We start from the raw sequence: 22,230 nt of genomic DNA, 5'->3' as shown, positions 1-22,230 counted from the left end.
TTATGTACCATTCACCACACGGTCATACCATTCGTGGGCCAGAGAGTTGGGCTGAGCGCACTCGGAAAAGCCTTTTAACGCTGATAGGAGTTATGCCCGTGCAATGGCCGACCTGAGCGTGGAAATCGCGGGCCTGAGACTGAGGAATCCGGTCATGCTCGCTTCTGGCATTCTTGGGGAAACGGGGAGCTCACTCGTCCGGGTCGCCGAGGCGGGAGCCGGTGCCGTCGTCACCAAATCGATAGGCGCAGAGCCAAGGGAGGGGTATCCCAATCCGACCGTGGTGGAACTGGAGGCGGGGATTATCAACGCCGTGGGGCTTGCAAACCCTGGCATCGCGGCCTATGTGGACGAGCTCAAGGTGGCGGCACAGGCGGAAGTGCCCGTGATCGGGAGCGTTTTCGGAAAGAGCGAGGGGGAGATGAGCGAGATCGCCAGTCTCATGGAGGAGGCGGGAGCGTCGGCGATAGAGCTCAACCTCAGCTGTCCACATGCCCGCAATGTAGGGGCAGAGCTGGGAAAGGATCCTGAGATCGTGGGATCCGTGGTCTCCGCGGTGAAGAAGTCCGTCCATATACCGGTCTTCGCCAAAATCACTCCGAACGTCACGGACATCGTGGATGCCGCCCTGGCGGTGGCGAACTCGCGCGGGGATGGCATAGTCGCGATCAACACTGTGAAGGCGATGGCCATCTGTCCAGAAACTGGCAGACCGGTCCTGTCGAACAGAATCGGAGGTCTTAGCGGGCCCGCCATAAAGCCCATTGGCGTGAGATGCGTCTACGAGCTCTATGAGAGCGTCGATGTCCCTATCATAGGCGTCGGCGGGATTCTCACGGGAAAGGATGCCCTCGAATACCTCATGGCGGGTGCCAAGGCCGTTCAGATAGGAAGCGCCGCGTACTACCGAGGGATCGAGGTCTTCGGGAGAGTCGTGGAGGAGATCGGGGAGTTCTTGGACGAGTACGGGTACGAATCGGTTGGAGATGTTGTTGGGATAGCTCATGACGAGAACTAGGATCGTGAGGGTCGAGAGAACGGATGTCGAGTGCTCCCACACCGTGACCGTCCGCTTCCAGGACGAGAGCTTGGCGAGACCGGGACAGTTCGCCATGGTCTGGATTCCCGGGCTGGACGAGGTCCCTATGAGCTTCTCATACATCGGGGATCTGAAGGGCGTGACCGTTCACAACGTGGGTGAGGCGACTGCGGCCCTTCATGATGCGAGCAGGGGGGACAAGCTCGGCATCCGAGGACCCTTCGGCAGGGACTACAGAATCGAGGGCGAGAGCATCCTCTTCGTGTCGGGCGGAACTGGAGCTGCGTCCCTCATGCCAGCGCTTGAGGTCGCGGTGGGAAGCGGGATCGGATCAACGATCGTGATTGGGGCGAAGACGGCGTCAGAGCTGATCTTTGTAGACAGGGCGATAAGTCTTGGCGCGGACGTGAGGATATCGACGGATGACGGGAGCAAGGAGTACAAGGGATTCGCGTCCGACCTCGCGATGCAGGTTCTCCAGGAGGGTTCCTTCGATAGGGTCCTCACCTGCGGGCCCGAGAGAATGATGAAGACCGTCGTGACCGCCTGCCTGGAGAAAGGCATCCCCGTTCAAGTCTCGCTGGAGAGGTTCATGAGGTGTGGAATGGGAATATGTGATTCCTGTTCATTTGGGGGACTGCACGTCTGCGTGGACGGCCCCGTGTTCGACGGCAAGGACATCATCGAGATTGAGGATTTCGGAGTTTTCAGGCGGTCAGCAGACGGGAGCAAGGAGGTAATCCCGTGAAGTCAGATGCAGATAGGGAGCTAGAGGATATCGTGCAACAGGTCATCGATTGTATGCTTGAGATGTATCCCTCGTGGGGGACGAGTCTCGGTCTCCACGAGTACGACAGTCTCATGCCTGATGGGCGGCGGGAGACGATGCTCCAGCACATCGCGAAGCTTAAGGAATTCAGGGAGGCCTTCCAGTCACTTGATGAAGGCGGGCTTTCCGAGGTCCACAGGACTGACAGGCTTATTGCACTAGCGAGGTCTGACCTGAACATTTTCCAGCTGGAGAAGCTAAGGTTCTGGGAATCGGCGCCTTCGGGTGTGAGCATGGTCGGAAGCCACGTATTGTCCCTTTACATGCGCGATTTCGCGTCAATCGGAGTCCGTCTCAAGAACATCACGAACAGACTGAAGGCTGCCCCCATCTACCTGGAGCGAGTCAGGAGCTTCATAGTCGATCCTGTAAGGATCTGGACAGAGAATCAGATCGAATCGGCAGAGCGATTCCCTGGGTTTCTCAGCCTCGTATCATCGACAGGAGAGGAGGTCCTTGACGAGAACAACCTAAGCGCGCTTGAGGAAGCTATCGCCGCAACTGTAGAATCCGTGCAGGACTACACATCCTGGATGAAGAACCTACTTCCGGACGCGAGAGAGGACTTCGCCATCGGTCCGGAGAAGCTCGAGCGGCTCATGAAACTGTCAAGCATTGAGATGCCCGTCGAGGAAATATACTCCCTCGGCAAGAGATACCTCGAAGAGGAAAAGCGGAAGGTTGAGGGGATAGCGAAGGAGATCAGACCCGACGCGACCCTCGACGAGGTGAAGGAACTCGTCAAGGCAGACCACCCGAAGAACTTCGAGGAGGCCATGGAACTCTACAGGGAGTCGATCGAACAGGTGCGGGAATTCGTCGTGGACGGGGACATAGCGACGATGCCGATCTCCGAAACTCTCAAGATCATCGAAACGCCAGATTTCCTGAGGCACCTGATCCCGCACGCGGCGTATTCACCACCCGGGAAGTTCGAACGGGAGCAACAGGGCGTCTATCTCGTTACGCCGGTCGAGGAGAGAACCGAGATGCTCAAAGAACACAACTACGCGGTGATTGGGAACACGTCGGTCCACGAAGCGTATCCGGGCCATCATCTTCAGCTCGTCTGCTCAAACGCCAATCCCTCAGTCGTGAGAACGATCATTGGCGCGACTGAGACAGTTGAAGGATGGGCCCACTACTGCGAGGAGATGATGAAGGAGCACGGCTATCAGGACAGTCCAGAAGCCAGGTTCATGCAGTCCATCGATCTCATCTGGCGGGCCGCTAGAATCATCGTGGACATCGATCTCAGCACGGGCAAGATGAGTTTCGATGAGGCCGTGAAGTTCCTAATGGACGAGGTCGGAATGGAGGAGCCTTTCGCACTGGCGGAGGTGAAGAGATACACCCAGAGCCAAGGCTACCAGCTGTGCTATCTCCTGGGCAAACATCTGATCCTGGAGCTGAGGGATGAAGTCAAGGAGAGAATGGACGCAGAATATTCGGAGAGGTTCTTCCACGACACTATCCTCTATGCGGGAAGCATTCCCGTCAAGTTCCTCCGCTTGGAGTTCGACAGGCAACTAAAGGAATTGGGACTCTGAGCGTATCTTTATTAGCGAGTATCAAATTGAGGTTCAAATAGCGAGGGAGAGTAATGAAGAGGTTGGATGACCTAGTGAAGAAGGCCCTTGAGTTCAAGAAAAAGGGTCTCAATGAGAAAGAAATCGGGGACGAGCTCCACCTTTCCGTCAACACCGTGACGTGGCTTCTGACGAGAGGGATGAAGGGAGGAGAGCCTCCCAAGGACGTCAAGATCGGATGGAGATCTGTTGGGGTTTACGGCAGCAGGCTCGGTTTCGTGTCCGCAGCAATGGCAGACATCATACTCGAGGAGATGGAGAAGAGCGAGGGGGACTTCGATTCCGTGGCGGGCATCGCGATCAACGGCATCCCATATGCCACAATCATATCGGAGGACCTTGAGCGGGAGCTAATAGTCTACAGGCCCAGTCAGGAGAGGGAACGAGGCGGCGGAGCCTTCAGCTCGAACTACGCGGACCCGAGCGGGAAGAAGGTCGTCATAGTCGATGATGTTGTGAGCTCTGGCGACACCATAAGGTGCACCATAGACGACATACAGGATGCTGGCGGGACCACGGTCCTGTCCGTGGTCTTCGTGAACAAGACAGCCAATGATGATATCCATGGGGTCCCGCTCAGGGCGCTGGTCAGGGCCCGCACGATTGCGTGAAATCATGCACTGGCTTGATGTTCTTCTCCCTCAAATCGAAGAGTTCCTTCGAGGAAAGGATGTTGTTCACAGCTCTGCGGGTCTCTCCGTGAGCGGGCTCCAGCACGTCGGTAGGCTCAGGGGTGAGGTGGTCCTCACGAACTCGGTTTCGAGAGAGCTGAGGGCGGCGGGCAAGGATGTCACGCAGTACCTCGTGCTCTACACGCAGGACCCGTGGAAAGGTACGGAGGGGCAGCTCTCTCAGTTCACCGGAGACGAGGGTACGGATTACGTCAGCTGGCGGTTGAAGGACGTCCCCGATCCCTTCGGGTGTCACTCCTCCTGGGTCGAGCACTATTGGGAGGATTTCGGCGACTACATGGAAGAGTTCGCACCGGACGTGGAACTGGAGAGGACCGGAGATGTCTACGGCAAGAAGGAGATGCGCGAGATCGTCCTCGAACTGGTCAAGAAGAGCGAGACCGTGAGACCGCTGATAAACAAGTACAGAGGGGAGAGGAAGTACCCCGAGGGCTGGATACCCTTCGATGCGTTCTGCACGGAGTGCAACACGATCGGGACGGCCGAGACCACAGGGATGACAGAGGATGGAGACGTCCAATACAAATGCAGGGAAGGGCACGACGGTGTGTCCGGACTGGAGGAGGGGAAGCTGAACTGGCGGCTCGAATGGCCCGCCCTGTGGAGGCTCCTGGAAGTCGACATCGAGGCCTTCGGGAAGGATCACGCTACGCCAGGCGGTTCGAGGGACAGCTGCAAGGAGATCGCCCGTGAGGTCATGGATATGCTCCCTCCGTACGGGATACCCTACGAGTGGGTGGGGATGCAGAGCCAGGGCAAGGACTTGGGCGACATGAGCAGCTCAGGATTCCTCGGGTTCACTCCGAAGGAATGGCTTGAGGTGGGGGAGCCGGAGGTCCTGAGATATGTCTTCCTGTTCAACAGCACGTCAAAGAGGATCGTCCTGGACCTGTCCAAGGTGGACAGCTATCACGATCGATACGATGAGGCGGAAGGACTGTTCTTCGAGGACAAGGACGACGAGAGGGCAAGAGCCTACGAGCTTTCGCGGCTCGATGAAGCTCCCTCGTCCGTGCCATTCCGAGTCCCCTACAGGCATGCCTCCCTCCTAGCCCAGACCGCGCCTCCCGAGGACCCGGTCGATTGGGCCATCGAGAGACTTCGGGACACAGGTGTGCTCGGAACCGAGCTGAGCGACGATGAGAGGGAGCAGGTGGCCAGGAGGCTGACGCTCTCGAAGAACTGGACACGGACGCACGCCCCAGAGGACTTGAGAATCGACGTCTTGAAGGACATCGGCTCGATTGAGGACAGGCTCGAGCGCACGGACCGAGAGGCCCTTGGGATGTTCCGCGAATCGCTCTCTGACATTCGCTGGACCGAGGAGGAGCTGAAGAATGCGATGACCCGCTTGACGAAGAGCGGTGAGCTTCCCGTGAAGACCAGGAGGTTCTTCATGTCCCTGTACCTCGTCTTCCTGGGGAAGGAGAGGGGGCCCAGAGCGGCTCCGTTCCTCTCCGTTTTAGACAGGGACTTCGTCCTCGGGCGGCTCGAAGAGATCTCCTCCCGGTAGAGAACCGCCAGAACGTTTCCGGGAGACACTAGGGAAACAATTAATATCCAATCGTGGCTTATTTCTGCGCACTAGCCCCGTGGTGTAGCGGCAGCATAAGAGGCTCTGGACCTCTTGGCACCGGTTCAAATCCGGTCGGGGCTATCTCCCGCTCCAATCCCAATACATATAACTACACCACTCCCGATTAAGGAGTTCCCACGACAGGGACAGCAAAGGTGATGAATGATGCACTCTGGTGAACCTCCCGCTCGCGACTTCATCCGCCAGATGATCGACGAGGACAACAGAACCGGCAAGCACAAAGGTAGAGTGCATACTCGCTTCCCGCCTGAACCCAACGGCGACCTGCACATCGGACACGCGAAGTCCATCTGTCTCAACTTCGGCATCGCCGAGGAGTACGGGGGATTGTGCAACCTGCGTTTCGATGACACGAACCCGATGAAGGAGGAGGACAAGTACGTGAAGGCCATCATCGAGGACGTCAAGTGGCTCGGGTTCGACTGGGGGGATCGGCTGTACTTCGCCTCGGACTACTTCGACCAGATGTACGAGTACGCGGTGCAGCTCGTGAAGGATGGGAAGGCGTACGTGGACGACCTCTCGGCGGAGGAGATCAGCGAGTACCGGGGGACGCTCACCACACCGGGCAGGGAGAGCCCCCATCGGGACCGGTCCGCGGAGGAGAACCTCGACCTGCTGGAGCGCATGAAGGCAGGTGAGTTCGCGAACGGCGAGAAGGTGCTCCGGGCCAGGATCGACATGACCCACCGGAACATGAACATGAGGGACCCTGTCATGTACAGGATACTCCACGCGCCCCATCACAACACCGGCGACAGGTGGTGCATCTATGCAACGTACGACTGGGCGCACGGCCTTGAGGATTCGATTGAGCGTATAACGCACTCGATCTGCACTCTTGAGTTCGAAGACCACCGCCCGCTCTACGACTGGTACCTGGATGAGCTTGGCGCGTATCACCCGCAGCAAATCGAGTTCGCCCGCCTGAACCTCACCTACACGGTCATGAGCAAGCGGAAACTGCTCGAGCTGGTGGAGGACGGGTACGCGAAGGGATGGGACGACCCCCGGCTCCCCACGATAAGCGGGATGAGGAGGCGTGGCTATTCCCCGGCCGCCATAAGGAGCTTCTGCAAGCGCATAGGTGTTGCTAAGGTCCACAGCACGGTGGACTTCGAGTTCCTGGAGCATTGCATCCGAGAGGACCTGAACAAGACCGCTCCTCGGTTCATGGGCGTCCTTCGCCCGCTCAAGGTCGTACTCGATAACTATCCCGACGACAAGGCGGAGGAGATGGAGCTCATGAGGAACCCCGAGGAGCCCGAAGCGGGCACGAGGAAGGTGCCTTTCTCTCGGGTCGTCTACATCGAGCGGGACGACTTCATGGAGGAACCGCCAAAGAAATTCTACCGACTGGCTCCGGGCAGGGAGGTCCGGTTCCGGAACGCCTACTTGGTCACGTGCAAGGAGGCCGTCAAGGAGAACGGCGAGGTCGTGGAGCTGAGGTGCACCGTGGACCCGGAAACCTGCGGTGGTGATGCCCCGGACGGACGGAAGGTGAGGTCCACTCTCCACTGGGTATCAGCCGCGCACGCCATCGACGCGGAGGTCCGCCTGTACGACCGTTTGTTCACCGTGCCAGATCCCCTGGGCCAGAAGGGCACAGACTTCAAGGAGTTGATCAACCCCGATTCGTTGGTCGTCCTCCGCTCGTGCAAGGTGGAACCCGCCGTGGGGAATCTCGAGCCCTTCGATCAGTTCCAGTTCGAGCGTCTGGGCTATTTCTGCGTTGACCCGGACACAACAGGAGAGAGGCTAGTCCTCAACCGGACCGTTCAATTGCGGGACACTTGGGCCAAGATTCGGAAGCGTCAGGAAGCGAAGTGATCGTCCGCGCGGCTATGTGCTTCCCTTGAACACTCATCTGCGAGGAATACTCATCCAGGGGAGTGTCCTTTGCGGAGTGCGCGCAGCCCCGTAGTGTAGCGGTCAAAGGCCAGGCTCAAAGCCTCAGCCGGCCAATCATAAGAGGTTCTGGATCTCTAGACGGCAGTTCGAATCTGCCCGGGGATATACACTTCCCCGTACGGAGCCACTGCAGATGCCGTGACCGAGCACATATGGACTACGGGCCCTTCATCAGCTTCCCGAGCTCTTCGCTCTGCTCCCGCAGAATCTGTCTGACCAAAGAGCAGGCTTCGACTATCTTCGGGCTTGTCAGAGAGTACAGCATCGTCGTGCCTTCTCTGCGATTCTTGACTATCCCGTTCCCTCGGAGGACTGCCAGATGCTGCGACAGGTTGGACTGCTGCCTTCCCAGTTTCTCTTGCAGGTCGCTGACGCTCGTCTCCCCTTCCTTGAGAATGTCGATTATCATCAGCCTCACCGGATTCGAGAGAGCCTTGCACAGACTTGCCTGCAGTGTGTAAATCCTCTCATCGTTGAGCGGCATCTAGACCCTCGCCTTCGGGATGAGCATCCAGTAGAGCCTGTTTATCATCATCTTTCCGAGGTAATGCCTTCGATTCAGCGGTGGAGGCACTGGCGGGTTCTCGTAGTCGAAGGTCATCATTATCCCTTTGTGGAAGCCCGCATCACAGAAGCACGTGACCTTGCCATCGTAGTTGTCTGGCGGTGATTGTCCTTTCAGTCTGGCGGCGATGTTGTCGCCGACGACCAGGCCCTCGTAGTGAGCGGTCGCGCCTGCCTTTGAGATAGGTATGTCGGTTGCATCACCGACCACATAGATGTCGCCGTGCCCCTTCGCGAGAAGCGAGTGCCTGTCGGTTGGAATCCATCCGCCTCTGTCTCCTAATCCAGAGTCAATCACCACATCCGCCCCGCTGTGGGGTGGGATGGCTATCAGGAGATCGTAGCTGACCGTCTCGCCCTCGAGCGATTCCACCTTTTTGGACTTCGGATCTATCGATTCAATGTTGAAGAAGATCGTGGTCTCGACGTTCTTCTGCTTGAAGACCTCAGTGACCAAGGGATCCAAAGACTCCAGGGGAAAGACGCGGCCGAGAGGAGACAGGAACTTCAGGTTAACCTTGTCCCGGATTCCCCTCTTTGTGAAGTAGTAGTCCAAGAGGCATGCGGACTCGGCAGGGGCGGGAGGGCACTTGTAGGGAACGCCTCCAACGGCGATTACGACGTCCCCGCCGTTGAACTTCATCAGGGCGTTCCTGAGGCCTATCGAACCCTCCAGGCTGTAGAAATGGTGGGCACCTTCGAAGCCAGGGACCTGCTCAGGATGCAGAGTCGAGCCTGTCGCGATCACAAGGTAATCGTAGTCGAGCTTCTTACCGCCCGCGAGATGGACCGTTCTTTCCCCGGCGTCGATCCTCTCGGCCCTCGACGTGACCATGTCCACTCTTCTCTTGAGAAGCGTTCTCTCGTCCCTCATGAGCTTGGCGGGGTTCTGCTTCCCGAGGGTGACATAGAGGAATCCGGGCTGGTACACGTGCTTGCCGTCTTCATCTACCACGGTGATCTTGCAGTCCCCGCGCCTAGACTTCTTGGCAAGGTGATTGGCGACGACGCTTCCTCCGACTCCGCCACCAAGAACGACAACGTTCTGCATTTTTTCCGCCTCAGTATCCCGGGTCTATCTGAGCTTCTTGATCACGAACTCGTTGTACTCTTCCTTCTCGTTGACTGCAAGAAGCTCGTGACCTGCTTTTTCGATCCACAAAGGAATGTCTCTTTGCGAGCCGGCGTCCTTGGACCAAACCGCGATGACCTCTCCGACCTCTCCCTCTTTCACCGCTCGTATCAGTTCCATCAAGGGTCCTGGACAGAAAGTGTCCCTCGCGTCAACCGTCCTGTCGATTTCGTACAGACCTAACCCTCCAGCTACATGAACAGCGTTATCTCGGACTCCCTCGCGAACTCAACGTACTCCGCCACGCCGACGATGTCGTCAACCATCGGGTCGAGGTCCTCCTTCGTCATTCCCATCAGGTCCATGGTGGCCGCGCACGCATGTACCCTGATGGTCCCGAGCTCCTTTGCCTGCTTGAGGGTGTCGTACCAGGAAGGCATGTTCTTCTCCTTCATGAGCTGCATCATCATGGGAGCCATGTCCTCGTACTCCGCGCTCATCTTCGTCACTTGCTGGGGAGCGCCCTGCCTGAAGGCCTGAAGTCCCCAGAAGGTCAGATAGATCTCCACCTCCATCCCCATTGCCACAGCACCGCTTGCGAGTATCCCGACAGGCATGAGCTTGTCGACTGTGCCGGAGAATACTATCAGGGTCATCTTGTTCGCCATGATATCACTCTATATACGCATATTCGAATATAGTAATATACTTTACGATTCCTGTCCACAAATAGCTCTAAATACGCTTACTCCCTTCCCGCCAAAGAGGTGGGGAGTTGATAGAAAGGGAGAAGGTTTTCGAAGTTCTCAGCGGTTATGACAAGAGCAAGATGAAGATCGGATGCATCGCCTCGCACTCGGGCCTGGACGTCTACGATGGCGCGATCGAGGAAGGTTTTCCGACCGTGGCTGTCTGCGAGAAGGGCAGAGAGGAACCGTACACCCGCTACTTCAAGTCGAAACGGGATGCCAACGGGAACGTGATCAGAGGCGTGGTGGACGAGGCCCTCGTCCTCGATAAGTTCAAGGACGCGGTCAAGGCCGAGAACATGGAATGGCTGGCCAAGAACAACGTCATATTCATCCCGAACCGCTCGTTCTTCTCCTATGCGGGCATGGACGCGGTGGAGGACGATTTCGCCATCCCAATGATGGGGAGCCGTAATCTGCTCAGGTCAGAGGAGAGAGGGGACGTTGAGGAGGACTACTACTGGCTTCTGGAGAAGGTCAATCTTCCCGCTCCGGAGAAGATCGAATCGCCCGAAGATATCGATTCACTCGCACTCGTCAAGCTGAAGCACAAGGTCAAGAGACTGGAGAGGGGCTTCTTCACAGCCGCGAGCTACGCGGAGTACCAGGAGAAGTCGGAGGAGCTTCTCAAGAACGACGTTATCACGCAGGAGGACCTGCAGAACGCCAGGATAGAGAGGTACATCATCGGACCTGTCTTCAATTTCGACTTCTTCTACTCACCGCTGGAAAAGGACGAGGAGCCGATCGAGCTGCTCGGCATCGACTGGAGATTCGAGTCGTCCCTTGACGGGCACGTCCGCCTGCCTGCCGCGCAGCAGATGTCCCTCCTTGAGGAGCAGAGAACCCCAGAATACACTGTCTGCGGGCACAACTCGGCCACGCTGCGCGAATCGCTGCTCAGGAAGGTCTTCCCGCTGGCCGAGATCTACGTGAAGGGGACGCAGAAGTACTCGCCGCCAGGGATGATAGGCCCGTTCACGCTGCAGACGTGCGTGGACAAGGACATGAACTTCTTCATATACGACGTCTCGCCAAGAATCGGCGGCGGGACGAACGTCCATATGTCGGTGGGACATCCCTACGGAAACACGCTTTGGCGGTCGAGAGTTAGCACTGGCCGTAGGGTAGCGATGGAAATCAGAAGAGCCCTCGAGACCGATGAGCTCGAGAAGATAATCACCTAGTACATCGCGCCGCAACTGGGGCACTGCAATCTGCCGTCGGGCCTGACATTCAGCGGACCACCGCAGCTTTGACAGTACTTGGGCTGTGGTCCGGTCTGTTCCGGCTGTTCACCCCAGCCCCCGCCTGTCGCGGGTGGCTGCTGGTACGGTTGCTGCTGGGGCTGCTGCTGGGGTTGCTGCTGATATGGTTGCTGTTGGTAAGGCTGCTGCTGGGGTTGCTGCTGATAGGGCTGGTATCCGTGAGCGGGAGGTGGTCGGTAGAACTGAGCCACCCTGAACTGCTCCTCCATATAGGCCTTTTCATCCGTCCTCGCAACGGTGCAGCCAATCATCCTGTCGGTGTACTTCTGCCTCGGATCTCCAGGCGTGAGCATGCCGACGAGCCAATCGAGGATCAGCAGTAGGCCGAATATCTTGGAGACGTTCCTCACGAGGATCATCATTGGAGTCCGCTGCTCCTGTATGCCGACGACATGCAGGCTCATGAGTCTCTTCCCGATCGTTGCGCCCATGGAGATCTCGAGGACAACGCAGTAAAGGAAGAAGAAGACGGACTGGCCCAGCCATCCCCATGTCCAGATTCCGAAGAACCAGAAGAATGGAAAGAAGCTGAGGATGAAAAGAGGTATCCATACGATGATGTTGTCTATTATGATGGCAACGAATCTCCTCAGCCAATGCTCCTGCAAAGCCTTGTTCCCAAGCTGATTAAAACCAGTGGTACCCATCCCAATCACCTGCCTACTGAGTTAAAGTGTAATAAGAAGGTAGGCAATAAAACCTTTGGAAGAGATATCAGCAACGGGAACTTCCTACTCGCTGACTCCCATTTCCATCCCCTCTTCGATCTCTTCCGGGGCCAGTCTTCTCAGGCAGCCTGGGGGGACATCCTTTGTCGTGTAGACCGTCGTTCCGGCCTTGCCTATCTCGACTCCTTCATCCGAGGCCTTCTTCGTATCCACTTCGAGGATCACAGGGTCATTGACCCTCACCTGACCAGCCTCCATCGCCGAGGGAAGTGTCCCGCTCAAGTGAACCATCTTCCTGTCCGAGGGTTTCAGCCCAATCTCGAGCAAGATGCTGCACTCCTCCTCCGTCGTGGGGAAGAACAGTATCTCCGGGATGTCATCAGTCGGCAGATCTGGACTCACGTCACATGAGTGAGCGTACGTTGCCCTTATCTTTCCCTCCAGGAACTGATATCTCCCCTTGGGATCAGTATCGATGATCCCGAGCACGTGATGCGGCTTGAGGAACCTGAACTTCTTGTGCCTGATCTGAACGGCTGTCACGAAGTCCCTGAGGTCGACCCAACCGTGTTCGTCCATATCCAGACCGTAGCGCTCCGGGAAGTGCCTCAGGATGCCTGCCATCGTTCTTCCCAGCAGCTCCAGCTCCCTGTCGTTGAGCAGGAATTTCGATTCGTCACCACAGTTGGGACAGATTTCCCCGCGGAAGAAACCATGAGATCTGCACTCTTTGAGCAAACGTCTCCCCTCTGTGCGTGTATGCGCTCGGGGGATTATAGTTTTTGCTCTGCTAGGTCGTTCGTCGAGAGACCGTGCATCGGAGACCGCGAGAGTCAGTCTAGATCCCTGGTTCTGACCGTTCTGAGACCGCTCCGTTCACAGAGTTGAGACAACTCTCTCGCTCTGGGCTTGCTCATTGCCTTCCTGTGGAAGTAGACGTACCTGGCATCGGGACTCAGTTCGATGACCTGCTTGAGCATGGTCCTATCGAGATGGTCCAGGGCGTATGTCGGAACCATGTGGCCGAAGGAGACGTTCTTCTCAAGCGCGACGTCCGTGATCCTAGGCGTGTAGTGTCCGCCGCCAATCCCGACGGCCACAGGAAGCCTCTGCTCCTCCATGGACATGATCACCGACGCTATCGCCTTGGCAGGCGCTTCCTCGACCCACGCTCTCTCTTCGCTCCCGATCTCGATGTTGAACGCAGGCGTGTTCACGTGCGGGCCGTGATGCGTCACCTCAAAAGAAACGGGCGTGTCAAGGCCCGCGCTCCTGTTCTTGAGCAGCCTCAGAGCCATCGTCATCACGTTCGGGGACGTTGGAACGAGCGTCCTGGGATGCCCGCCGAACTCCGCCTTGTCGTAGTTGCCCAGGGGATGGACCGTGAGCGACCTGAGGCCGCTCTCGCTCTTGTGGCGGGACGCGAACACCATCACATCGAAGTCGATTCCCAAGCTCTCCCGTATCTCTGCATCGAGGCCGTCCCGAAAGAGAAACTCATCGTGGATCGTGACCAGCCGCCTGTTTCCATACTCCCTGGCGGGATTGCCTTCGAACTCGCCGAACTTGCGCCACCTGCCGATTCTGAGAAGGTGCTCAAGGATGTTCATTGAGGCCTTGTCGATCTCCGATGTGACTATCAGCATTCTCGTGACATCACCGCCCTTCCGGAATGACCACGGCGTTCTCTGAGACGTCCAGACTCGGCATTCAGGGGCTTCGTGAGAACCAACTTGGTAACGATATTTATAGATTGGTGGAGCGGCCCACAAAAGGCGCAAATACGGGACCTGCTTTCTTCGCCTGATGACTATGAACGGACCAGATGTTGGAGACAAGGCCCCTGGCTTCTCCTTGTTGGACACTGAAAGGAAACCTCGGACGCTTGACGAGTTTCTCGGCAAGAATCTGGTGGTTGCATTCTACCCGGGCGCGTTCACGTCCGTCTGCACGAAGGAGATGTGTGCCTTCAGAGACTCCATAGCGAGACTGGAGGAATTGGACTCGGGAGTCGCGGGGATCAGCGTCAACGATCCTTTTACGAACGCGGCCTTCGCGGAGAGGAACGCGATCAACTTCCCGCTACTGAGCGACTACAAGAGGGAGGCTGCCGAGGCTTTCGGCGTTTCCTTGGAGAGCTTTGCGGGAATGAACGGGTACACGGCTGCCAAGAGGTCCATCTTCATCGTGGACAAGCAAGGAATCGTGCGATACAAATGGGTTACAGAGGACCAGGGCGTCGAACCTGACTACGAGGAGATACAGGGAGTCCTGGCGGAGATCGGGTGAGGGGTCCTCGACCTATCTCTCGCTGATGATTTCTGATATGGCTGAGAGCGGAGGTGCTCGCGGCTCAGCCGGGACCAGGCCTTCGAGGAGCAGGTCATTGAAGGTCGGCCTCTCGACCTGATAGAGGAGACCTATCGGGATCCTCTCGGTCTCGCGAGCCTTGCCCCAGGCCGCTTGGAAGTCCGTCGCGTCGTGACCCTCATCCTCGAGGATGTACGTGCTCTCCCTGTAGCGCGAATACGTGTTGTTGAACGTGACGCAGGGCTGAAGCACGTTCACAAAAGAGAACCCCTTGTGGAGGAGCGCCTTCTTGAACAGTCCGACCAAGTGCTTCCTCTTCCCGACGAAGCCCCTCGCCACGAACGTCCCGCCTGAGGCAAGGACGAGCGCCAGCGGGTTCATTGGCTCCTCTATGCTTCCTCTGGGAGTGCTCTTCCCCTTGAACCCCTTTTCGCTGGTCGGTGTGAACTGGCCCGTCGTCAGCCCATAGACGCTGTTGTCGTGGACGAGAAGCGTGGCGTCTATGTTCCTCTTGGCGGAGAAGACCACGTGAGCTATCCCCTCTCCGAACGCGTCGCCGTCCCCTTGGAACGCGACCACGGTTAGATTCGGATTGGCGATCTTCATTCCGGAAACGCACGAGATCGCCCTTCCGTGGAGGGAATAGAAGCTGTTGAGGTTGAGGTAGTCCACGGTCTTGCCATGACAGCCTATCCCTGAGCTGATGACCATGTTCTCCGCCCTGAGCGCTCCCTCCTCGACGAGCTCGCTGACTGCGTCCTTGAAGGAGTTCAGAAGGCCGAAGTTCCCGCATCCCTTGCACCAAGTGTTCTCGGCGTAGGTCTCCAGGTTCATTGAATCGCCTCCCGCACGCGCGCTGCGAGTTCAGGCGGGTCGAATGCCCGCCCGTCATACTGCCTTATATGAGCCGAAACGTCGAAGCCTTCCGAGCGGAGGAGGTTCTCGAACTGACCGGATACGCTGAGCTCCGCGACGATGACCTCGGAATCCGAGAGCGCCTCCCAGAGCGCCCAGTCCGGGAACGGCCTGAGGTAGATGACCTGGACGACCTTCACGTCGTCCACGTTCTTCACCGCCTCCAGGGCGGACAGTGTCGTTGAGCCGTACGTCACAAGGGACGTGCTTCCCTCGCCGTGCGTGGTAATCGTTAACAGATCCCGCATCTCCTCCACGATCGCCTTCTCCTTCCGGTACCGCTTCTCCTGCATCTCCTCGATCTTCCCTGCCTCTTCGGTGGTGATGCCCTTCTGGTCATGCTCGTAGCTGCTTGCCTTGACAACGGTCCCCTTCGCGGGCGGGTAGAGCATCGGAGAGATGCCCGAATCGGTCTTCTCGTACCGCCCGTATTGCTCGAGAGGCCCGTCGTAGAGGATCGGTTTCGTGACCTTCACGCTCTCCGGGTCGATGATTGTCGTCATCCAGCTCTCTCCCAGATGCTTCTCGGTGAGCAGTATTCCGGGAACCTGGAACTTCCAGACGAGATTGAGCAGCTCGGCGGCCTTCTCGAATGCCTGGTTCGTTCCTGATGGCGACAGGACGATTCTCGGGAACTCGCCGTGGCCCACGTTGAGCGCGAAGTCCAGATCTCCCTGACCAGTGTAGGTCGGCACACCCGTCGACGGGCCCGGACGTGACGCTAGGATGACCATGAGAGGTGTCTCGCTCATCCCCGCCAGGCTGAAGGCCTCGTGCATCAGGGCAAAGCCTCCTCCGCTCGACCCGACCGCCGTCCTAGCCCCTGCATACGCTGACCCCAAGGCCATGTTGACAACCGCGATCTCGGTCTCGGGATGAACGACTGCTATCCCCAGCTTCTTGCTCAAAGCAGCCAGGTAGTGAAGGACTGTCGAAGCGGGTGTCATGGGATATGCGATGTAGACATCCAGACCCGCCGCTGCGGCACCAAGCGCAATCGCCTCGTTCCCCGCCAGCAGATGGCCCGGCGGGGTTTCCGCCGTAGCCAGCTCGAACTTGCCCTCGTCGTCCTTCATCCGCTCGTAGACCATCCTTGCCAGCTCGACGTTGGCTTCCAGACCGCGCGGATAGTTTGCCTTGAAGATCCTCTCAAGGAAGGAGAACTCGACGCCGCAAAGGGCGGACACGGCCGCGACCCCGATCGTTCCCGCCATCAGGGGAATGCCCTTGATGTCCTTGATCCACGTCTTCATCGGAAGGCCAGTCCCGGAATCCAATGTGACGGTGTCCGCGTTGTAGACAAGGGTGCCTCCGTCCTTCAGCCTGTCCTTGTGAATGTCGACGCTCCTCTTGTCCAAGCAGACGATGATGTCGGCTGACATGTAGTGGCTGTACACCGGAGATGTAGAAGAGGAGACAACCGAGAAGTTGTGACCTCCCCTGATCAGGGACTGATAGTCGTCCATCTCGAAGACGTATCTGCCGAGTTCGTTCATCAGTATGGATATCACATTGCCGCTCTTCTTGACGCCGTGACCTGCTTCCCCGCCCACAATCACTGTAAGAAAATCCTGAACCATTTCGTCCTCCTCCCTAGGCAAGAGGGTGATGTGACACCGCATATAATGACTTTCTCAGACCACCGGGGGGCCGAACCTGAGAGGGCTAAACTATAACTATCGAAGGAGAATATCCCCCAAAGGCTTAGGCCAACTTGTGAAGGTTGGAACTATGAACTTGGGGAGGAGAGCGCTGAACTTCGTTTCAGGGCGGTCCGTCTCCAAGGCTTGGTATGCCTTCATCATTCTCTTCTTTCTCCTGATCGTTCTACTCCCCACGCTTTACGTCATGTCCTACGCCTTCACGGGGTGGGACGATATCCAGACCCAGGTGTTCGGGAACAAGAAGACCACGAACCTCTACTGGGAGAAGAACAACGATCCGGACTTCGCCAGATACGAGGTGCACTTCTCAACGACAAGCGGATTCGCTCCCAACAGCTCAACGCTCGTTCTGACCATAGACACCAAGGGAGGAGATGTCAGCCTCGAGAAGGCAAGGTCGAGCACCTTCACCATGGTCTCGGGGATACCGGCCGGTGATCGGTACTACGCCAGGATACGGGTAGTCGATTCGAGCGGGCTGTGGACGGACTCGAACCAGCTGTCGGACAACATGGACGCGCAATACTCATCGCCCGAGCCCGTCGAGCTCCTCTCGCTCTGGGTTCAGGGTGACATCGTCACATTGAACTGGACCGTCTCAGAGGACGACGACTTCTCCAGCTACGAAGTGTACGCGTCCAATGATTCGCAATTCGTTCCTGGAAGCGCCACGCTCGTGGACACTATATCAATCCCCACCAATAACTCAACCGTCGTCACCGTCGCTCTCAATGATGTACACTACTTCAGGGTCAGGGTTGTCGAGGACTCTGGCCTGTGGACGGATTCCAATCTCAAAGGGATCGGCGTCAATGTGTCCGACCCGGCAGATGGCTCCTCGCCGGCACCGATGGTCCTCACGAGATCGTTCTCGAGGGAGGTGCTCTCCCAAGTCACCGGGGCGCTGACGCTGTCCTTCGTCGTTGCGATAATCGCGACCCTCATCGATCTCGTGGTGGGTCTCCCAATCGCCTGGGTCCTGGTGAGGAAGGAGTTCAGAGGGAAGTCGTACGTCAACACTCTGATCGACATGCCGCTCGCGATCCCGACGGCGGCCATGGGATTCTCGGCTGCCCTCTTCTGGGGGATAACGCCGGGAATAGACAAGCCCTGGGGTGCGATAAGCTTCACAAACTCCGCCTTCGTCCTGCTTCTCCTCCTACAGATCGTATTCTCCTTCCCGTACATGGTCAGGTCCCTTGCGGCAATACTCGAGGAGATCGACATCAACTACGAGGTGGCAGCGAGGGCCTGCGGTGCGAGCAGACTTACTGCCGCGAGGACCGTCACTTTGCCCCTCTTCAGGTCCGGCATCGTGACAGGTGCCATACTCTGCCTGGCGAAGACGCTGAGCGAAACGGGCGGCGTCATGGCGGCACTGTCGACGATTCAAAGCAGGGAATACAATGCCACGGCTCTGATCGGAACGATGAAATCGGCCTCGCTCTTCAATGACGCTCTCGTTCCCGCCCTCGCCTTCGTGAGCATTGTGCTCATCGTCATCTCGATCATCCTGCTCATCATCGTGAAGCTAATAGTCACGAAAGTCAAGCTGCCGATGAGAAAGGTCTGGACGAATCTGGAGAAGAAACTGAGTAAAGGGGCCTTCCCCAAACTGAAGGACGCGGGGGCCTTCTTCTTCCTCACGTTCGTGGTCCTAGTCCCAGCGTTCTTCATCTTCGGCTTCGTGGCGACTGCAGAGCCCTCTCAGACGGCAGATTGGGGAGCGTTCTGGAGCAGCCTTGGCCTCTCGTTCGCGATCGCGGGCGTGGTGACCACGATAGTCCTTCTTCTCGGGATCCCGATGGGGATTCTCATCGCACGCTCACGTAAGAAGAAGGCGGCGGGCATCCTCGATGTTCTGGTGAACATACCGTTCATCGTTCCGACCGCCGCATTGGGGTTCTCCCTTGGACTCTTCTGGACGACCCAGCCCTTCCTGCCGGTCACTGCTGACGTCTTTCTCATCGTAATGGCCCATGTGGCCTTCACCTATCCCTTTGTTGTCAGAAATGTGGTCGGAGCCCTTGAGAGTTTGGACACGACATACGAAGATACCGCGAGAACACTCGGTGCGAAACCCCTGCAAGTCTTCAAGCGGGTGATGTTCCCCATGATGAAGGCCTCAGTCCTAGCTGGTGCGATAATGACCTTCACCAGGAGCTTGGGAGAGACAGGTGCGACGCTGGCGGTATCCCCCAAAGCGATCACCGCCCCGGTCTACATCGTGGAACTCATCAGATCGGGAAGCTTCTACCAGGCGGGGCTTGCCAGCATTCTATTGATAATGGTCTCGTTCATAATCGTCCTCGTCATGAGAAGGTTGACAACGAGAGGAGGTGCCTAGAATTCCCTCGATAAGGCTCGAAGGCCTCAGCAAGAGGTTCGATGGCATAGTCGCTGCGGATGACATCAGTCTCGAAGTCAAGGACGGAGAGTACATCGTAATCCTCGGACCGACGGGAGCGGGAAAGACGACGCTCCTGAAGATGATAGCCGGTCTGACGCCTCCTGACAGCGGGAAGATATTCGTGGACGGCGAGCGGGTGGACAACCTCCCGCCAGAGGACAGGGGAATGGTCTACCTTTCTCAGACATATGCGCTGTTCCGCCACATGACGGTCTGGGATAACACGAAGTTCGGCCCCACAGTCAAGAACTGGGATGAGTCGAAATGCGATATGCTCGCCCGGGAGATGCTGAACCTCGTCAGGCTCTATGACAGGAGGACCGCCCGCCCCGACGAGCTAAGCGGCGGGATGAAGCAGAGGAATGCGCTCGCCCGGGCGCTGGCAACTGACGTCAAGATCCTGCTGTTGGATGAGCCACTGCGGGCCCTCGACGCCCGCCTGAGGATCGAGCTCAGGTACGAGCTCGCGCGTTTGACCTCCGACCTCGGTATCACCGCCCTGCACGTCACCCATGACCAGGAAATCGCGATGACGATGGCGGACAGGGTAGCCGTGCTGAGAAAGGGAAAGATAGAGCAAGTGGGTGGACCTGAGGAGATATATGACAATCCCGCGAGACCTTTCATCTGCCATTTCGTCGGCGAGGCCAACTTCTTCGAGGGCACCGTGCATTCCGTGAGCGAGGACCACAGTGAGCTCGAGGGGGAGGGCCACGTCCTCCGTGCCCGCCCGACGGACCTGCCGCGGGGCTCGGAGGCTTGTGTTGGAATAAAGACGGAGAACGTCAGGCTGCTCGACGGGGTCGTGGAGGGGCAGAACCACATTCCCGCCAAAGTCGTGAGGAAGCTCTTCCTCGGCAGGCTGGTGAGCATAGTGATTGAGACGGACGATGGAAAGATGCTCCATGTCAAGACGCCATCATCCATCGGCGTCAGATTCAGCAAGGGCATGGAGGTAACGGCACACCTGGAACCACCGAAGTGCATCATCTTTCCCATACCCGAGAAGGGTCTGAAGGAAGAACTGGAGGTGGAGTAGTGCCTCGGATCGAGCTCAAGGGGATTACGAAGCGGTTCGGCGAGATCGTTGCCGTGAAGGACGTGAACCTCACGATCGAGGACAAGGAATACGTCACCCTCCTCGGACCCAGCGGTTGCGGAAAGACGACGCTCGTCAAAATAATCTCAGGGATCTGGGAGCCGACGGAGGGAGAGGTTCTCATAGACGGGAAGAGAATGAACGAGGTCCCCGTGGAGGACAGGGACCTAGGCTACGTGTTCCAGAACATCGCCCTCTTTCCCCATATGACGGTCCTCTCGAACGCAACATATGCACCGATCGTGAAGGACTTCCCGGTCGAGGAGAGGGACAGGATCGCCCAGGAGGTTCTGGACCTCGTCGGCCTGCTGGACCGCAAGAAGTTCTTTCCAGGAGAGCTGAGCACGGGCACACAACAGAAGGCTGGCCTTGCGAGGGCGTTGGCATCGCAGGCGAAGCTGTTGATTCTGGACGAGCCGATGTCAGCGTTGGATGCCAGGGTCAGAGTCGACCTGAGATACGAGCTCAGAAGACTCGTCAAGGACCTCGGCCTGACAGCGGTCCACGTCACGCATGATCAGGAGGAAGCGAGCTCCGTCTCCGACAGAATAGTGGTGATGAGGGCGGGGAGGATAGTGGAAATCGACTCCCCGGAGAACCTCTACAACAACCCGAAGAGCATCTTCACGGCGAATTTCGTGGGCGAGATGAACTTCCTCCAGGGAGCGATTAACAAGCTCAGAGACTACTGGGCGATCATAGAGCTGAGGAATCACGAGTACTTGACGCTGAGCAATCGCGACTTCCGGAAGGGTGCCGCGATAATCCTGGCGATGAGGCCGGAGAATCTGAGAGTTGAGGAGTTGAGGGGAACGAGACTTGGAAATGCGATCCCCGGAAGAATCAAGAGCATTAGGTTCATGGGGTCCTACCTGAGGTACGAAGTGCTCCTCGCAAGCGACGACCACGTCTTCGTGGACAGCTTCGCGGGAGAGGAGTTCAAGGAGGGCGAGCAGGTGGCAGTCTCTTTCGATGAGACGAACATCCTCACCTTCCCGGCACCGAGGGAGGGCCTTTCGGAGGTGATAAAACTTGAGTGACAGCGGAATGCTCAGCTGGTTCCGCAGAAGAAGAGAATCTAGAGCGATGCAACAAACCCGAGAGTTGGCAAAGAAGGTCGAAGATGCACTTGTTGAGCTGGACAATGCCATTGCGGCAATGATAGCCGGCAGGAGACCCCAGGCCCTGGAGGCCATCAAGCGTCTTGACATAAACGAAACGGCAGCAGACAGCATAGAGGACGACATCTTCGAGGAAGTCTCGAAAGGGGACATGGACCCCTCCGCAAGAGGAGACCTGATGCGGCTGATAAGAAGAGTGGATTCGGCCGCGGACTGGGCAAAGGCAGGATCGCGAAACCTGGAGATCCTCATAGACACGAGGGTCCGCATCAAACCCATCCTGTGGATGGGGTTCAAGGAAGTGACCAAACTCAACGTCGATAGCGGAAGGGCTCTCAGACGAAGCTTGGACGCCCTGGGTGTGAACGATGCGCGTGTCCTCAAGGGACGAAAGGAAGTCGACCGGTTCGAGAGGCAGGTGGATCGGCTCTACTACGACCTCAAGAGGGATATGCTCAGGACGGTCGATGACGCCAAGGCCGTGGTCGTGCTGAACGACTTCCTCACCGCGCTGGAGAACGCCTCGGATTCCTGTGCTGCAGCAGCCGAGATGCTCTTCATAATGGTGGCATCCGGAGTATAGTCGAATTTCGACAACGAACGGGTGTTCTTCGTATCCCCGGTCCCAGCCTGGGCTTTTGCTCATTTGAGTCGGACGGATTCTGAGCGCACAATCGTCTGCCAGAGAATCAGCCATGATAGGCCGGACGTAACATTTAAGTCCTGCAAAACA

Annotated in this window: 21 protein-coding genes and 2 tRNA genes; 14 read left to right on the top strand and 9 right to left on the bottom strand. The window is 57.6% G+C overall.

The window, feature by feature from the left end; genetic code table 11:
- Positions 1 to 103 precede the first annotated feature (103 nt).
- The 8 genes from LN415_02870 to LN415_02835 all read left to right on the top strand — a co-directional run bounded on the left by LN415_02870 (position 104) and on the right by LN415_02835 (position 7,762).
- Complete coding sequence (locus LN415_02870) at positions 104 to 1,018, top strand: dihydroorotate dehydrogenase (protein MCJ2556033.1); 915 nt, start codon at positions 104 to 106, stop codon at positions 1,016 to 1,018.
- Positions 1,005 to 1,787: a dihydroorotate dehydrogenase electron transfer subunit gene (locus tag LN415_02865; GenBank protein ID MCJ2556032.1), complete on the top strand. Its 783-nt coding sequence runs from the start codon at positions 1,005 to 1,007 to the stop codon at positions 1,785 to 1,787. The genes LN415_02870 and LN415_02865 overlap by 14 nt, the downstream gene beginning before the upstream one ends.
- The gene (locus LN415_02860) at positions 1,784 to 3,418 is read left to right on the top strand and encodes a DUF885 domain-containing protein (protein ID MCJ2556031.1); all 1,635 of its coding nucleotides are present in this window, start codon (positions 1,784 to 1,786) and stop codon (positions 3,416 to 3,418) included. The genes LN415_02865 and LN415_02860 overlap by 4 nt, the downstream gene beginning before the upstream one ends.
- A 53-nt stretch (positions 3,419 to 3,471) precedes the next feature.
- A complete protein-coding gene (locus LN415_02855; GenBank protein ID MCJ2556030.1) occupies positions 3,472 to 4,068 on the top strand; it encodes an orotate phosphoribosyltransferase-like protein in 597 nt (198 codons plus the stop codon).
- A gap of 4 nt (positions 4,069 to 4,072) precedes the next feature.
- A complete protein-coding gene (lysS, locus tag LN415_02850) occupies positions 4,073 to 5,662 on the top strand; it encodes a lysine--tRNA ligase (protein MCJ2556029.1) in 1,590 nt (529 codons plus the stop codon).
- Positions 5,663 to 5,735: 73 nt separating this feature from the next.
- Positions 5,736 to 5,806 (top strand) — tRNA-Gln (locus LN415_02845).
- 81 nt (positions 5,807 to 5,887) lie between these two features.
- Positions 5,888 to 7,576, top strand: coding sequence for a glutamine--tRNA ligase/YqeY domain fusion protein (locus LN415_02840; GenBank protein MCJ2556028.1), 1,689 nt, complete (start codon positions 5,888 to 5,890; stop codon positions 7,574 to 7,576).
- An 84-nt stretch (positions 7,577 to 7,660) separates the two neighbouring features.
- A tRNA-Gln gene (locus tag LN415_02835) sits at positions 7,661 to 7,762 on the top strand.
- A 52-nt stretch (positions 7,763 to 7,814) separates the two neighbouring features.
- Here LN415_02835 and LN415_02830 read toward each other — a convergent pair.
- From LN415_02830 to LN415_02815, 4 genes are read right to left on the bottom strand one after another with little or no spacing between them, the layout of a single operon-like run.
- A complete protein-coding gene (locus LN415_02830; protein MCJ2556027.1) occupies positions 7,815 to 8,141 on the bottom strand; it encodes a metalloregulator ArsR/SmtB family transcription factor in 327 nt (108 codons plus the stop codon).
- Positions 8,142 to 9,272 (bottom strand): NAD(P)/FAD-dependent oxidoreductase, encoded by a 1,131-nt coding sequence (locus LN415_02825; protein ID MCJ2556026.1) that lies wholly within the window; start codon positions 9,270 to 9,272, stop codon positions 8,142 to 8,144.
- Positions 9,273 to 9,296: 24 nt separating this feature from the next.
- On the bottom strand, positions 9,297 to 9,521 hold the full coding sequence (locus tag LN415_02820; GenBank protein MCJ2556025.1) for a sulfurtransferase TusA family protein: 225 nt from the start codon (positions 9,519 to 9,521) through the stop codon (positions 9,297 to 9,299).
- A 23-nt stretch (positions 9,522 to 9,544) separates the two neighbouring features.
- Positions 9,545 to 9,961 carry a DsrE/DsrF/DrsH-like family protein gene (locus LN415_02815; protein ID MCJ2556024.1) on the bottom strand — a complete coding sequence of 139 codons (417 nt, stop codon included), beginning with the start codon at positions 9,959 to 9,961 and terminating at the stop codon, positions 9,545 to 9,547.
- A 107-nt stretch (positions 9,962 to 10,068) separates the two neighbouring features.
- Between LN415_02815 and LN415_02810 the strand changes: the two genes are divergently transcribed.
- A complete protein-coding gene (locus tag LN415_02810; protein MCJ2556023.1) occupies positions 10,069 to 11,229 on the top strand; it encodes a formate--phosphoribosylaminoimidazolecarboxamide ligase family protein in 1,161 nt (386 codons plus the stop codon).
- Here the strand turns inward: LN415_02810 and LN415_02805 are convergent.
- The 3 genes from LN415_02805 to LN415_02795 form a co-directional block, all read right to left on the bottom strand.
- Entirely contained in the window at positions 11,226 to 11,957 is a 732-nt protein-coding gene (locus LN415_02805) for an RDD family protein (protein MCJ2556022.1), read from the bottom strand. The genes LN415_02810 and LN415_02805 overlap by 4 nt on opposite strands.
- Before the next feature lie 84 nt (positions 11,958 to 12,041).
- A complete protein-coding gene (locus tag LN415_02800; GenBank protein MCJ2556021.1) occupies positions 12,042 to 12,716 on the bottom strand; it encodes an RNA 2'-phosphotransferase in 675 nt (224 codons plus the stop codon).
- A 95-nt stretch (positions 12,717 to 12,811) separates the two neighbouring features.
- Entirely contained in the window at positions 12,812 to 13,624 is an 813-nt protein-coding gene (locus LN415_02795; protein ID MCJ2556020.1) for a transposase, read from the bottom strand.
- 160 nt (positions 13,625 to 13,784) lie between these two features.
- Here LN415_02795 and LN415_02790 point away from each other — a divergent pair, with 160 nt between their 5' ends.
- Positions 13,785 to 14,267: a redoxin domain-containing protein gene (locus tag LN415_02790; protein ID MCJ2556019.1), complete on the top strand. Its 483-nt coding sequence runs from the start codon at positions 13,785 to 13,787 to the stop codon at positions 14,265 to 14,267.
- A gap of 12 nt (positions 14,268 to 14,279) precedes the next feature.
- Here the strand turns inward: LN415_02790 and LN415_02785 are convergent, their stop codons facing one another.
- Entirely contained in the window at positions 14,280 to 15,122 is an 843-nt protein-coding gene (locus tag LN415_02785) for a thiamine pyrophosphate-dependent enzyme (protein ID MCJ2556018.1), read from the bottom strand.
- On the bottom strand, positions 15,119 to 16,783 hold the full coding sequence (locus LN415_02780; GenBank protein ID MCJ2556017.1) for a 2-oxoacid:acceptor oxidoreductase subunit alpha: 1,665 nt from the start codon (positions 16,781 to 16,783) through the stop codon (positions 15,119 to 15,121). The genes LN415_02785 and LN415_02780 overlap by 4 nt, the downstream gene beginning before the upstream one ends.
- Before the next feature lie 151 nt (positions 16,784 to 16,934).
- On the opposite strand from LN415_02780, the gene LN415_02775 reads away from it, so the two are divergent.
- From LN415_02775 to LN415_02760, 4 genes are read left to right on the top strand one after another with little or no spacing between them, the layout of a single operon-like run.
- Complete coding sequence (locus LN415_02775) at positions 16,935 to 19,214, top strand: ABC transporter permease subunit (GenBank protein MCJ2556016.1); 2,280 nt, start codon at positions 16,935 to 16,937, stop codon at positions 19,212 to 19,214.
- Positions 19,207 to 20,316, top strand: coding sequence for an ABC transporter ATP-binding protein (locus LN415_02770; GenBank protein ID MCJ2556015.1), 1,110 nt, complete (start codon positions 19,207 to 19,209; stop codon positions 20,314 to 20,316). Before LN415_02775 ends, LN415_02770 begins: the two co-directional genes overlap by 8 nt.
- Positions 20,316 to 21,416, top strand: a complete 1,101-nt coding sequence (locus LN415_02765; GenBank protein ID MCJ2556014.1) for an ABC transporter ATP-binding protein — start codon at positions 20,316 to 20,318, stop codon at positions 21,414 to 21,416. Before LN415_02770 ends, LN415_02765 begins: the two co-directional genes overlap by 1 nt.
- A 7-nt stretch (positions 21,417 to 21,423) precedes the next feature.
- A complete protein-coding gene (locus LN415_02760) occupies positions 21,424 to 22,080 on the top strand; it encodes a DUF47 family protein (GenBank protein ID MCJ2556013.1) in 657 nt (218 codons plus the stop codon).
- The last annotated feature ends 150 nt before the right edge of the window (positions 22,081 to 22,230 follow it).

This window comes from Candidatus Thermoplasmatota archaeon, assembly GCA_022848865.1.
GTDB lineage: Archaea > Thermoplasmatota > Thermoplasmata > RBG-16-68-12 > JAGMCJ01 > JAGMCJ01.
The sequence above is the reverse complement of the archived record's forward strand: the minus strand, read 5'-3'. Positions and strand labels throughout refer to the sequence as shown.

Coding starts and splice junctions, on each gene's coding strand:
- LN415_02870 (MCJ2556033.1), top strand. CDS start 104: ATGGCCGACCTGAGCGTGGAAATCGCGGGCCTGAGACTGAGGAATCCG.
- LN415_02865 (MCJ2556032.1), top strand. CDS start 1,005: ATGACGAGAACTAGGATCGTGAGGGTCGAGAGAACGGATGTCGAGTGC.
- LN415_02855 (MCJ2556030.1), top strand. CDS start 3,472: ATGAAGAGGTTGGATGACCTAGTGAAGAAGGCCCTTGAGTTCAAGAAA.
- lysS (MCJ2556029.1), top strand. CDS start 4,073: ATGCACTGGCTTGATGTTCTTCTCCCTCAAATCGAAGAGTTCCTTCGA.
- LN415_02840 (MCJ2556028.1), top strand. CDS start 5,888: ATGATGCACTCTGGTGAACCTCCCGCTCGCGACTTCATCCGCCAGATG.
- LN415_02830 (MCJ2556027.1), bottom strand. CDS start 8,141: ATGCCGCTCAACGATGAGAGGATTTACACACTGCAGGCAAGTCTGTGC.
- LN415_02825 (MCJ2556026.1), bottom strand. CDS start 9,272: ATGCAGAACGTTGTCGTTCTTGGTGGCGGAGTCGGAGGAAGCGTCGTC.
- LN415_02815 (MCJ2556024.1), bottom strand. CDS start 9,961: ATGGCGAACAAGATGACCCTGATAGTATTCTCCGGCACAGTCGACAAG.
- LN415_02805 (MCJ2556022.1), bottom strand. CDS start 11,957: ATGGGTACCACTGGTTTTAATCAGCTTGGGAACAAGGCTTTGCAGGAG.
- LN415_02795 (MCJ2556020.1), bottom strand. CDS start 13,624: ATGCTGATAGTCACATCGGAGATCGACAAGGCCTCAATGAACATCCTT.
- LN415_02790 (MCJ2556019.1), top strand. CDS start 13,785: ATGACTATGAACGGACCAGATGTTGGAGACAAGGCCCCTGGCTTCTCC.
- LN415_02785 (MCJ2556018.1), bottom strand. CDS start 15,122: ATGAACCTGGAGACCTACGCCGAGAACACTTGGTGCAAGGGATGCGGG.
- LN415_02780 (MCJ2556017.1), bottom strand. CDS start 16,783: ATGGTTCAGGATTTTCTTACAGTGATTGTGGGCGGGGAAGCAGGTCAC.
- LN415_02775 (MCJ2556016.1), top strand. CDS start 16,935: ATGAACTTGGGGAGGAGAGCGCTGAACTTCGTTTCAGGGCGGTCCGTC.
- LN415_02760 (MCJ2556013.1), top strand. CDS start 21,424: ATGCTCAGCTGGTTCCGCAGAAGAAGAGAATCTAGAGCGATGCAACAA.